This is a genomic window from Arthrobacter sp. RIT-PI-e, from assembly GCF_001187915.1.
Taxonomy (GTDB): Bacteria; Actinomycetota; Actinomycetes; order Actinomycetales; family Micrococcaceae; genus Arthrobacter_D.
This window is the reverse complement of sequence record NZ_LGIU01000015.1, coordinates 1-11,866: the sequence shown is the minus strand read 5'-3', so window position 1 is coordinate 11,866 and position 11,866 is coordinate 1. Positions and strand designations below refer to the sequence as shown.

General features: G+C 70.3%; 11 protein-coding genes. 5 read left to right on the top strand and 6 right to left on the bottom strand.

All coding sequences use genetic code 11. From position 1 onward, the window contains the following. The first annotated feature begins 7 nt into the window (after positions 1-7). The 5 genes from AC792_RS00735 to secG all read left to right on the top strand — a co-directional run bounded on the left by AC792_RS00735 (position 8) and on the right by secG (position 3,776). Positions 8-136 carry a Fe-Mn family superoxide dismutase gene (locus AC792_RS00735; protein WP_442853586.1) on the top strand — a complete coding sequence of 43 codons (129 nt, stop codon included), beginning with the start codon at positions 8-10 and terminating at the stop codon, positions 134-136. Positions 137-259: 123 nt separating this feature from the next. Beyond that, complete coding sequence (gene gap / locus AC792_RS00730) at positions 260-1,270, top strand: type I glyceraldehyde-3-phosphate dehydrogenase (RefSeq protein ID WP_049828689.1); 1,011 nt, start codon at positions 260-262, stop codon at positions 1,268-1,270. 12 nt (positions 1,271-1,282) lie between these two features. Beyond that, positions 1,283-2,539 carry a phosphoglycerate kinase gene (locus AC792_RS00725; protein WP_049828688.1) on the top strand — a complete coding sequence of 419 codons (1,257 nt, stop codon included), beginning with the start codon at positions 1,283-1,285 and terminating at the stop codon, positions 2,537-2,539. A 118-nt stretch (positions 2,540-2,657) separates the two neighbouring features. Further along, positions 2,658-3,476, top strand: a complete 819-nt coding sequence (gene tpiA, locus AC792_RS00720) for a triose-phosphate isomerase (RefSeq protein WP_049828687.1) — start codon at positions 2,658-2,660, stop codon at positions 3,474-3,476. Between the two features lie 48 nt (positions 3,477-3,524). Further along, positions 3,525-3,776: a preprotein translocase subunit SecG gene (secG, locus tag AC792_RS00715; protein WP_049828686.1), complete on the top strand. Its 252-nt coding sequence runs from the start codon at positions 3,525-3,527 to the stop codon at positions 3,774-3,776. A 75-nt stretch (positions 3,777-3,851) separates the two neighbouring features. On the opposite strand, the gene pgl is transcribed toward secG, so the two are convergent. The 6 genes from pgl to AC792_RS00685 form a co-directional block, all read right to left on the bottom strand. Further along, positions 3,852-4,664 carry a 6-phosphogluconolactonase gene (gene pgl, locus AC792_RS00710; protein WP_049828685.1) on the bottom strand — a complete coding sequence of 271 codons (813 nt, stop codon included), beginning with the start codon at positions 4,662-4,664 and terminating at the stop codon, positions 3,852-3,854. Next, the gene (locus AC792_RS00705; protein ID WP_049828684.1) at positions 4,661-5,596 is read right to left on the bottom strand and encodes a glucose-6-phosphate dehydrogenase assembly protein OpcA; all 936 of its coding nucleotides are present in this window, start codon (positions 5,594-5,596) and stop codon (positions 4,661-4,663) included. Before AC792_RS00705 ends, pgl begins: the two co-directional genes overlap by 4 nt. Further along, complete coding sequence (gene zwf, locus AC792_RS00700) at positions 5,593-7,137, bottom strand: glucose-6-phosphate dehydrogenase (RefSeq protein WP_049828683.1); 1,545 nt, start codon at positions 7,135-7,137, stop codon at positions 5,593-5,595. The genes AC792_RS00705 and zwf overlap by 4 nt, the downstream gene beginning before the upstream one ends. A gap of 2 nt (positions 7,138-7,139) precedes the next feature. After that, on the bottom strand, positions 7,140-8,789 hold the full coding sequence (locus tag AC792_RS00695) for a glucose-6-phosphate isomerase (RefSeq protein ID WP_049828682.1): 1,650 nt from the start codon (positions 8,787-8,789) through the stop codon (positions 7,140-7,142). Positions 8,790-8,794: 5 nt separating this feature from the next. After that, a complete protein-coding gene (gene tal, locus AC792_RS00690; protein WP_049828681.1) occupies positions 8,795-9,904 on the bottom strand; it encodes a transaldolase in 1,110 nt (369 codons plus the stop codon). 63 nt (positions 9,905-9,967) lie between these two features. Continuing rightward, positions 9,968-11,866 (bottom strand): transketolase family protein (locus tag AC792_RS00685; protein WP_049828680.1); only part of this gene is annotated, 1,899 nt, incomplete at its 5' end.

Genomic DNA, 11,866 nt, shown 5'->3' with positions numbered 1-11,866 from the left:
GTTCTACCTGGATTACGTGAACGTGAAGCCGGAGTACGTGAAGGCGTGGTGGAACCTGGTGAACTGGGCCGATGTCCAGGCCCGCCTCGCGGCGGCGACCACCGGCGCGAGCACCCTCATCACCCCCAGCCGGTAACACCTCCCCGCACCACCCGATCCACGGAAGGCACGACGGCGTGCCCGGTACAAGATTCATTCGTCGCCGGTATCGCCCGAGAGGGACGAGCAGCGGCACCACCTATCAAGGAGATGGACCCCAGTGACTACTCGCATCGGAATCAACGGCTTCGGCCGCATCGGCCGCAACTACTTCCGCGCCGCCCTCGAGCAGGGCGCCGACCTGGAGATCGTGGCCGTGAACGACCTCACGAGCCCCGAGGCCCTCGCGCACCTGCTGAAGTACGACTCCGTCACCGGACGGCTGAAGACCTCCGTCGAGGTCGAGGGCGGAGACCTGATCGTCGGCGGCAAGCGCGTGAAGGTGCTGGCCGAGCGCGACCCCGCGAACCTGCCCTGGAAGGACCTCGGTGTCGACATCGTGGTCGAGTCCACCGGCTTCTTCACCAAGGCCTCGGACGCCCAGAAGCACATCGACGCCGGTGCCAGGAAGGTGCTGATCTCCGCTCCCGCCTCGGACGAGGACTTCACCGTGGTGCTCGGCGTCAACGACGGCGACTACGACCCCGAGAACCACCACATCATCTCCAACGCCTCCTGCACCACCAACTGCCTCGGCCCCCTGGCCAAGGTGCTGAACGACTCCTTCGGAATCCAGCGTGGCCTGATGACCACCATCCACGCCTACACCGCCGACCAGAACCTGCAGGACGGCCCGCACAAGGACCTCCGCCGGGCCCGCGCCGCGGCCATCAACATGGTCCCCACCTCCACGGGTGCCGCCAAGGCCATCGGCCTGGTCCTGCCCGAGCTGAAGGGCAAGCTGGACGGCTACGCCATCCGCGTCCCCGTCCCCACAGGTTCCGCCACCGACCTCACCGTCACCCTCGACCGCGAGGTCACCGTCGAGGAGGTCAACGCCGCCTACAAGGCAGCCGCCGCAGAGGGTCCCATGAAGGGCTACCTCTCCTACACCGAGGACCCGATCGTGTCCTCGGACATCGTCACCGACCCCCACTCGTCGATCTTCGACTCGGGGCTTACCAAGGTGATCGGCAACCAGGTCAAGGTGGTCTCCTGGTACGACAACGAGTGGGGCTACTCGAACCGCTTGGTCGACCTGACCGAGATCGTCGCGGCGAAGCTCTCCTAGGCGGTCCTCCCCGTGGCATACGCATCGCTCGACGACCTCCTCGCGGAGGGCGTCCGGGGCCGCCGGATCCTCGTGCGCTCCGACCTGAACGTGCCCCTCGAGGGTGATGTCCCCTGGTTGAGGGTCACCGACGACGGCCGTGTCCGCGCCTCCCTGCCCGTTCTGCGCAAGCTGAGCGAGGCGGGGGCCGCGGTGATCGTCATGGCGCACCTCGGCCGCCCCAAGGGGGCCCCGGAGGAGAAGTACTCGTTGAAGCCCGCGGTGGACACGCTGCGGGATCTTGCGGACTTCCCGGTGTCGCTCGCCCACGACACCGTCGGCGACGGCGCGCGCGCCGCGGCCGCGGCACTGACGGACGGTGAGGTCCTCGTCCTCGAGAACGTCCGCTTCGACCCCCGGGAGACGAGCAAGGACGACGACGAGCGTGGCGCCCTCGCACGCGAGCTCGCCGACCTCGTGGGGCCGGACGGCGCCTACGTGGACGACGCCTTCGGGGCGGTGCCCCGCCGGCACGCCAGCGTGTACGACATCGCCGCTCTCCTCCCCTCCTACCAGGGTGACCTGGTCGAGGCGGAGCTCGTGGTGCTCGAGAAGCTCACCCGGGACCCGCAGCGTCCCTTCGTGGTGGTCCTGGGAGGCTCGAAGGTCTCGGACAAGCTCGCCGTGATCGAGAACCTCATCGGCACCGCGGACCGCATCCTCGTGGGCGGCGGCATGGTGTTCACCTTCCTCGCGGCGCAGGGGCACCGCGTGGGCGCGAGTCTCCTCGAGGAGGACCAGGTGGAGACCGTCCGCGGCTACCTGGAGCGCGGTTCCCGTGACGGCACCCGGTTCGTGCTCCCCACGGACATCGTGGTGGCCGAGAAGTTCTCCGCGGACGCCGCCTCCAGCGTGATCGCCGCGGACGCCATGGAGACGGGTGCCCACGGTGCGCGAGGCATCGGGCTGGACATCGGCCCGGCCACGGGAGCGGACTTCGCGGCGAACATCGCCGAGGCGAGGACCGTGTTCTGGAACGGCCCGATGGGTGTGTTCGAGTTCGAGGCGTTCGCCGGAGGTACCCGGGCCGTCGCGCAGGCGCTCGTCGACGCCCAGGCGGACGGGGCACTGACCGTCGTCGGCGGCGGGGACTCCGCGGCGGCCGTCCGCGGGCTCGGGTTCCCCGACGACCGGTTCGGGCACATCTCCACCGGTGGTGGGGCGAGCCTGGAGTACCTCGAGGGCAAGGAACTGCCGGGGCTGACGGCCCTCGCACGCGACGAGCAGTAGGCGCGGGTCCGGTGAGCGCCGTGGGGCTGCTCACCGGACCCGCGCACAAGAGCGGGACCCACCCGGGCACACCCCGGGTGGGTCCCGCTTCCACGGAACCAAGAGAGGGAGCAGCACCATGACCACTTCGACCAACGGCGCGTTCGACCGCCGACCGCTCATCGCCGGCAACTGGAAGATGAACCTCGACCACATGCAGGGCATCACCTTCCTGCAGAAGCTCGCCTGGACCCTGAAGGACGCCGCCCACGACTTCGACCGCGTCGAGGTGTCCGTGTTCCCGCCGTTCACCGATCTCCGCGGCGTGCAGACCCTGGTCAAGGGCGACAAACTCGACGTCGTCTACGGCGGACAGGATCTCTCGCCCGAGGACTCGGGGGCCTACACCGGTGACATCTCGGGGCAGTTCCTCGACAAGCTCGACTGCACCTACGTGCTCGTGGGCCACTCGGAACGCCGCACCCTCCACGCCGAGTCGGACGAGCTCCTGAACCGCAAGGTCCAGGCGGCCTTCCGGCACGGGCTGGTGCCGGTGCTCTGCGTGGGCGAGGGACTCGAGATCCGTCAGGGCGGTACGCACGTGGCGCACACGCTCGAACAGCTCCGCGCGGGTGTCGCAGGCCTGTCCGCCGAGCAGGCGTCCCAGCTCGTGGTCGCCTACGAGCCGGTGTGGGCGATTGGCACGGGCGAGGTGGCCGGACCCGAGGACGCCCAGGAGATGTGCGCCGCGATCCGCGCCGAACTGGCCATGATCTTCGACGCCGACACGGCCGCGAGGACCCGCCTGCTGTACGGCGGGTCGGTGAAGGCGGCCAACGTGGCGAGCATCCTGAAGGGGCGCGACGTCGACGGCGTGCTGGTCGGCGGGGCGAGTCTCGACGTGGACGAGTTTGCTAGTATTGTCAGGTCCGAACAGCACCTGGTCCAGGACCAGTAGAGTGCCCCCGCCGCCCTCGCGGCGGCTACCGAGCCTTGAAAGGGCCCCGTGGAAATCCTCCGTATCATCCTGCTCGTCCTGCTCGGGATCACGAGTCTGCTCCTGACCCTCCTGATCCTGCTCCACAAGGGCCGGGGCGGCGGCATGTCGGACATGTTCGGTGGTGGCATGACCTCCAGCATGGGATCCTCGGGCGTCGCCGAGCGGAACCTCAACCGGTTCACCGTGGCCCTCGGCCTGTCCTGGGGAGTGGTCATCGTGGCCCTCGGTCTCCTGCAGCGGTTCGCCGGCCCGCAGTAGCCCCACACCCGGTCGGCCTCGACCACGAAGAAGCCCCCGTCTCCCCGAAGGGAGACGGGGGCTTTCCCGTGCACCTCAGTCCGCGGTCTCGCCCTGGTCGATGAGCCGCCCGGGCAGCTTCTGCGCGGCGTCCTGGTCGATCAGCCAGAGGGTCTTCCGCAGCCCGCGTGCGCCGGCTGCGGGGACCTGCACGGCACCGGCTCCCGCGAGGGCCAGACCCACCGCACCGGCCTTGTCGCTGCCGCTGACGGAGAGCCAGACCTCCTGCGCCGTGTTGATGGCCTCCAGGGTCAGGGAGACACGCTGCGGTGGCGGTTTGGGCGCGTCGGCGACGCCCACCGTGGTCGCGCCCTTGGTGCGGATGCCCGCCAGCTCCGGGAACAGGGACGCCACGTGGGCATCCGGTCCCACGCCGAGCAGGAGCACGTCGAAGCGGGGCAGACGTGCATCCGGCTGCACCGCGTCCGCGTCGGCCTCCCGCTCGTCGCGCGCCGCCGCCGCCAGCTGCTCGGCGTAGTCCGCGGCTGCGGCGTCCTCGTCGGGGAACTCGTCCTTCGAGCCGAACTCGTGGATCTTGACGGGGTCCGCGCCGATGTGGTCGAGCAGCGCTGCACGCGCCTGCACGGCGTTGCGATCGGGATCCTCCGCGCGCAGGAAACGTTCGTCCCCCCACCAGAAGTGCACCATGGCCCAGTCCACCGCGGTGTGCGCGGGGGAGTCCGCGACGGCCTGCAGGGCGGCGGTGGCGATGGACCCACCGGTCAGCACCACCGTGGCGGTACCCCGCTCGCTCTGCACGTCCACGAGCCGGGTGATCAGCCGGGCGGCCACGGCCGCGGCGAGGGACGCCTGCGACGGATGGATACTCACTTTCGGTTCGGCACTCATGCAGCGGGGCTCCTCGGTTCGGTGCGGGCGAGTCCTTCGGTGATCACTTCACCGAAGACCTCATCGGGGTCCAGCCGCCGCAGCTCCTCCGCGAGGCAGTCGCGCAGGCTCCGGCGGGGCAGTGAGATCCGCTGCACCGGCTGGGCCGGCTGATGCAGCTCGGCGACGTCCTTGCCCGGACGGTGCAGCTCGACGTCCCCGCCCTCCCGGGCGAGGACCACACGCTTCAGCCCGGTACCCGCGGGGGCCGAGGTGATCGTGCCAGGCACATCGAGTGCCTGCATCAGCCAGGCGGCGAGGAGCACGGTACTGGGGGAGTCCACCGCCCCCTCGACGGTCACGGAGGTGATGGGGTTCTCACCCTGCAGCTGGTCCAGCACGGCGGCCAGCTGGATGCGCCAGTTGCTCAGGCGCGTCCAGGCGAGATCCGTGTCACCGGCGGCGTAGGTACGGCCGAGGTTGGACAGCGCCGCGGTGGGGTCCTGCTCGGTGGCGGAATCGGTGATCCGCCGGCGTGCGATGCCCCCGATTGAGGTCTGCGACGCCGCCTCGGGCGCCCCGTGCGGCCACCACGCCACGATCGGGGCGTCCGGCAGCAGGAGGGCGGACACCAGGGACTCGTTCTCCGCGGACAACTCCCCGTACCCGCGGAGCACCACCACCTCGGAGGCGCCGGCGTCACCCCCCACGCGGATCTGGCCGTCGAGGCGGGTGGGTTCGTCGGGCGAACCTTCGGCGAGCACGATGATGCGGCAGGGGTGCTCACGGCTGGCCTCGTTGGCCGCGTCGATCGCCTCCTCCTCGTGGCCCGAGGTGGTGACGACCACGAGGGTCAGCACCCGCCCGAGGGCCACCACGCCGCCCTGCTCGCGCAGGGACATCAGTTTCTTGGACACCTTCGAGGTGGTGGTGTCCGGCAGGTCCACGATCATGGCCTTCTCCAGGTTCGTCCATCGGCTGCGAGCAGCTCGTCGGCGGATGCCGGTCCCCAGCTACCGGGCACGTAGGGGTCCGGCTGGGTGCCGAGCGAGGCCCAGTACTCCTCGAACGGGTCGAGGATCTGCCAGGACAGTTCCACCTCGGCCTGGCGGGGGAACAGGGGCGGCTCGCCCAGCAGCACGTCGAGGATGAGGCGTTCGTAGGCCTCCGGGCTGGATTCCGTGAAGGAGTGCCCGTACCCGAAGTCCATGGTGACGTCGCGCACCTCCATCTGCGTGCCCGGGACCTTGGACCCGAAGCGGATGGTGATGCCCTCGTCCGGCTGCACGCGGATCACCACGGCGTTCTGGCCGAAGTCCTCCGCGTCGTGGTCACGGAAGAGCAGGTTGGGTGCGCGTTTGAACACCACCGCGATCTCCGTGACCCGGCGGCCGAGGCGCTTGCCGGCCCGCAGGTAGAACGGTACGCCGGCCCACCTGCGGGTGTTGATGTCCAGACGGAGTGCCGCGAAGCTCTCGGAGGCGGAGTCGGCGGGGATGCCCTCCTCCTCGAGGAAGCCGTTGACGTGCTCCCCACCCTGCCAGCCGGCCTCGTACTGCCCGCGGGCCGAGCAGCCGGAGAGGTCCTCGGGGAGGGAGACGGCGGCGAGCACCTTCTCCTTCTCGCTGCGGAGGTGATCCGCGTCGAAGGAGATGGGCTCCTCCATGGCGGTCAGGGCCAGCAGCTGCAGCAGGTGGTTCTGGATCACGTCGCGAGCCGCGCCCACGCCGTCGTAGTACCCGGCGCGGCTGCCGATCCCGATGTCCTCCGCCATGGTGATCTGCACGTGGTCCACGTAGTTGGCGTTCCAGAGGGGTTCGAACATCTGGTTCGCGAACCGCAGCGCGAGGATGTTCTGGACCGTCTCCTTCCCGAGGTAGTGGTCGATCCGGAACACCGCGTCCGGGGGGAAGACCTCCTCCACGATGCTGTTCAGCTCCTGGGCGGAGCCGAGGTCGTGGCCGAAGGGCTTCTCGATGACCACGCGCCGCCACTGGTTGTCCTCGGGCTGCGCGAGACCGTGCTCCGAGAGCTTCTGGCACACCGCCTCGAAGGCCTTCGGGGGGATGGAGAGGTAGAACGCGGCGTTCCCGCGGGTCCCCCTGCTCCGGTCCAGGTCCTGCAGCGTCCCGCGCAGCTGCTCGAACGCCGCGTCGTCGTCGAAGTTGCCCTGGACGAAGCGGATGCCGGCGGCGAGCTGCTCCCACACGGTCTCGTCGAACGGGGTGCGCGCGTGCTGCGTCACGGAGTCCCTGACCTGCTCGACGAACTCCTCGTCGCTCCAGTCACGCCGGCCGAAGCCGACCAGGCCGAAGCTCGGCGGGAGCAGACCGCGGTTGGCGAGGTCGTAGATCGCCGGCATCAGCTTCTTCCGGGCGAGATCGCCCGTGACCCCGAACAGCACCAGCGACGACGGACCGGCGATGCGACTCAGCCGTCGGTCACGGGGATCCCGGAGGGGGTTGGCGGTTCGTGGCGCAGTACTGTCGGACATGCTCAACCGTTCTCGGGGTGGTCCCCGCCGGACGCGACGAGGGAGGCGATGGCGTCGCGCACCTGGGCCACGCCCGCGGCGCGGTCCGTGAGGTGCAGGCGCAGGACGGGCCGCCCGTGATCGGCCAGCACCTGGGCGTCACCCGCGGCCTGGGCCGAGATGAGCTCCCCGAAGGTGAAGGGCCGGTCGGGCACCTCGAGGTCGGTGCTGCTGCTGCCGGTGAGCTGGAGGTACACGCCGACGGGGGAGCCGCCCTTGTGGTACTGACCCGTGGAGTGCAGGAAGCGCGGTCCCCACCCGAAGGTGACGGGACGGCCGGTCGCGGCGGCCAGCGGGGAGCGGATGCCCTCGAGGTCCGCCTGCTCGTGCCGGTCCAGGTACGCCTGGACGGACAGGTACCCGTTCTCCGGCAGCGTCGCGAGGAGGGCCTCGAGCGCTTCCGGGAGGGTGGCGGAGGAGCCGAGGAGGCTCGGGTCGCCGCGCACCTCCACCACACCGTCCACGAATGCCGCGGGAGCGGGTTCGGGGCGGGCGTCCAGCAGACCCCGCGCAGCCTTCTTGGCGGCCTCGACGTCGGGCTGGTCGAACGGGTTGATGCCCAGCAGGCGGCCCGCGACGGCGACGGCGTACTCCCAGACGAACAGCTGGCTGCCGAGGGAGCCGCTGACGGTCACGCGGGTGCCCTGGGTCGTCTCCTCGCTCGGGGCCTCGTCGAAGGGCGCGAGGATCACGGGCAGGACGTCGTCCGCGACCTCCGCGAGCTCGGGGGCGTCGCTCGAGGCGACCACCGGGAGCAGCCCCGTCCCGAGCTTGCCGGTCGACTCGGCGATCAGCTGCTCGGCCCAGTCGGCGAACCCCGGAAGCCCGGATCCTGCGTCGGCGAACACGATCTTGTCGCGCAGCGGCGAAGTCCCGCCGAGCACGGCCCCGAGCTGCAGGCCCACGTTGTCCGAGACGTCGTCGCCCAGGAACTCCGCGCTGTCCTCGGCGTCGTCGAGCAGTGCGGCGATGTCCGCCCCGGCCAGGCCGGAGGGCACCAGCCCGAAGGCGGTCAGGGCCGAGTACCGGCCCCCCACCTCCGGGTTCGCGTTGAAGACCCGGCGGTACCCGGCCTGCCGCGACGCCTCGTCGAGCGGTGACCCGGGGTCGGTGACGACGACGATCCGCGAGGCCACGTCGATGCCGGCGTCGGTGAATGCCTGCTCGAAGAGCCGGCGCTGGGAATCGGTCTCCACGGTGGAACCGGACTTCGAGGACACCACGATGGCGGTGCGCTCGAGGTCCTTCTCCAGCGCGGCACGCACCTGCTCCGGGTCGGTGGCGTCCAGCACCACCAGGGGCACGCCGGCCTCCTTGGTGATGACCTCCGGTGCCAGGGACGAGCCTCCCATGCCGCACAGGACGATGCGGTCCACCCCTTCGGCCAGCAGATCCGCACGGAGACCCGCGATCTCGGGCACCAAAGCCCGCGAACCGTCGAAGAGATCGAGCCAGCCGAGCCGGATCGAGGCCTCCGACTCCGCGTCGGGACCCCACAGGGTCACGTCCTTGGCGAGGAGGCGGGACGCGACGGAGTCCTGCACGAGGACGGGGACCGCCGAGTCCACGGCCGCGAGGGCGGCGCCGGAGGCGGTGAGGGCGAAGGAACCCACGGTGCTCAGGCCTTCGCCGCGTCGAGTGCGGTCTGCACGGTCTCGAGCAGCTCGGACCAGCTGGTCACGAACTTGTCGAGCCCCTCGGTCTCCAGCTGGTCCACGACCTCGCTGTAGGAGACGCCGAGGGTGTCCAGCGTGTCCAGCACCTCGTTGGACGCATCGTAGGTGGCGGTGATGGTGTCGCCCTCCACCACGCCGTGGTCGGCCATGGCGTCGAGCGTCTTCTCGGGCATGGTGTTCACCACGTCCGGGGCCACGAGCCCGGCCACGTAGAGGGTGTCCGGCAGGTTCGGGTCCTTGACGCCCGTAGAGGCCCAGAGCGGCCGCTGCGCATTGGCACCGGCGTCCTTGAGCACCTGCCAGCGCTCGGTGGCGAACTGCTCCTCGAAGATGCGGTAGGCGAGCCGTGCGTTCGCGACCCCCGCCTTGCCCTTCAGCGCCGTCGCCTCGTCCGAGCCGATCGCGTCGAGCCGCTTGTCGATCTCGGCGTCCACGCGGGAGACGAAGAACGAGGCGACCGACTGGATCTTGGAGAGGTCGTGGCCGTTCTCCCTGGCCTGCTCGATGCCCAGCATGTAGGCGTTGATGACGGCCCGGTAGCGGTCCAGGGAGAAGATCAGCGTGACGTTGACGCTGATGCCCGCGGCGAGTGTCGCCGTGATGGCCTCGAGGCCCTCCACGGTGGCCGGGATCTTGATGAGCACGTTGGTGCGCTGCACCTTCGCGTGGAGGCGCTTGGCCTCGGCGATGGTGCCGGCGGTGTCGCGCGACAGGCGTGGGTCCACCTCGATCGAGACGCGGCCGTCGGCGCCGTCGGTGCGCTTGGCCTCCGCGGCGAAGAGGTCACAGGCCTGGGCGACGTCGTGCGTGGTGATGTCGAAGACCGCCTGGTCGACGTCGGCGCCGGCCTCGGCGAGCGCCCCGACCTGCGTCGCGTAGGAGTCGCCGTTCTTCAGGGCGGCCGCGAAGATGCTCGGGTTGGTGGTGACCCCCACCACGTCGAGGTCCTCGATCAGGCGCTTGAAACCGCCGGAGTTGAGGCGCTCACGGGAGAGGTCGTCGAGCCAGATGGAGACGCCGGCGGCCGAGAGGTCAGCTGTGGGTGTTGTCATGATGTGCTCCTTGCCCGCTGTGCGCGGAAAGACTGTGTGCTGGATTCTGAGGTGGGTCCGGGACTACTGCTGGTCGCCGGTCTCGGTGGCGCGCCGTCCGGACGGCATGGCCGCCGTGCCGTTCGGGGCCAGCGGATCGGCGGACACCGCGTCGAGGGAGTCCTTCGCCGCGGCCACGACGGCCTCCGCGGTGATGCCGAACTCGCGGTAGAGCGTCTTGTAGTCGGCGGAGGCTCCGTAGTGCTCCAGCGAGACGCTGCGGCCGGCGTCGCCGAGCAGACCGTACCAGCTCTGCGAGACGCCCGCCTCGACGGACACGCGGGCCCGGACGGTGCGGGGGAGCACGCTGTCGCGGTAGTCCGCGTCCTGCGCGTTGAACCATTCGAGGCTCGGCATCGACACCACGCGGGCGGAGATGCCCTCGGCCGCCAGGGTCTCGCGCGCCTCGACGGCGAGCTGCACCTCGGAGCCGGTACCGATGAGGATGACGTCGGGGGTGCCGTTCTTCGCCTCGGCGAGGACGTACCCGCCCTTCGCCACGCCCTCGGCGGAACCGAAGGTGTCGCCCTCGGCGGCGCCGGTGCCCCGCTCGTAGGTGGGGATGTTCTGGCGCGTGAGCACCAGGCCCGCCGGGTTGTCGGTGTTCCCGAGGATCGTCCGCCAGGCGACGGCCACCTCGTTCGCGTCACCGGGGCGGACCACGTCGAGACCCGGGATGGTCCGGAGCGAGGCGAGCTGCTCCACGGGCTGGTGCGTGGGCCCGTCCTCGCCGAGACCGATCGAATCGTGGGTCCACACGTAGATGGCCGGGACGCCCATCAGGGCGCCGAGGCGGACGGCGGGGCGCTGGTAGTCACTGAAGATCAGGAACGTGCCCGAGAACGCCCGGGTGCTGCTGTGCATCACGATGCCGTTGACGATCGCCGCTGCGGCGTGCTCGCGGATGCCGAAGTGGAGCACGCGACCGTACGGGTTGCCCGACCAGGCGTCCGTCTGGCGGCTCTCCGGGATGAACGACGGCGAGCCCTCGATGGTGGTGTTGTTGGACTCGGCGAGGTCAGCGCTGCCACCCCACAGTTCGGGCAGGGCCGGGCCGATCGCCGTGAGCACCTTGCCGGAGGCCGCGCGGGTGGACATGTCCTTGCCCGCCTCGAAGCTGGGGAGCTCGGCCTCCCAGCCCTCGGGGAGGGTGCGGGCCTGGATGCGCTCCAGGAGCGCCGCCTCGTCCGCGTGCTCGGACCTCCACGCGTCGAAGCCCTGCTGCCACTCGCTGTGGGCGTCCGCCCCGCGCTGCACCACACCACGGGCGTGCTCGAGGACCTCGGGGTCCACGTCGAAGTGCTTCTCGGGATCGAACCCGAGGGCCTCCTTCACGGCCGCGACCTCGTCCTTGCCGAGGGCGGAACCGTGGATCTTACCCGTGTTCTGCTTGTTCGGCGCCGGGTAGCCGATGATCGTGCGGAGCGCGATGATCGAGGGCTTGGAGGTCTCGTTCTTCGCGGCCATGAGCGCCGTGTACAGCTCGGCGACGTCCTCGACGTACTCGCCGGTCTTCGTCCAGTCCACGCGCTGCACGTGCCAGTTGTAGGCCTCGTAGCGCTTGAGGACGTCCTCGGTGAAGGCGACGTCGGTGTCGTCCTCGATGGAGATGTGGTTCTGGTCGTAGATGACCACGAGGTTGCCGAGCTCCTGGTGGCCCGCGAGGGAGGACGCCTCGGCGGTGACGCCCTCCTGGAGGTCGCCGTCGGAGGCGATGACCCAGATGGTGTGGTCGAACGGGCTGGTACCGGCGGGGGCGTCGGCGTCGAACATGCCGCGCTGCCGGCGCTGACCGTAGGCGAAGCCCACGGAGGTGGCCAGGCCCTGGCCGAGCGGCCCGGTGGTGATCTCCACGCCGTTGGTGTGGCGGTACTCGGGGTGGCCCGGGGTGAGCGAGTCCCAGGTGCGCAGTGCCTGCAGGTC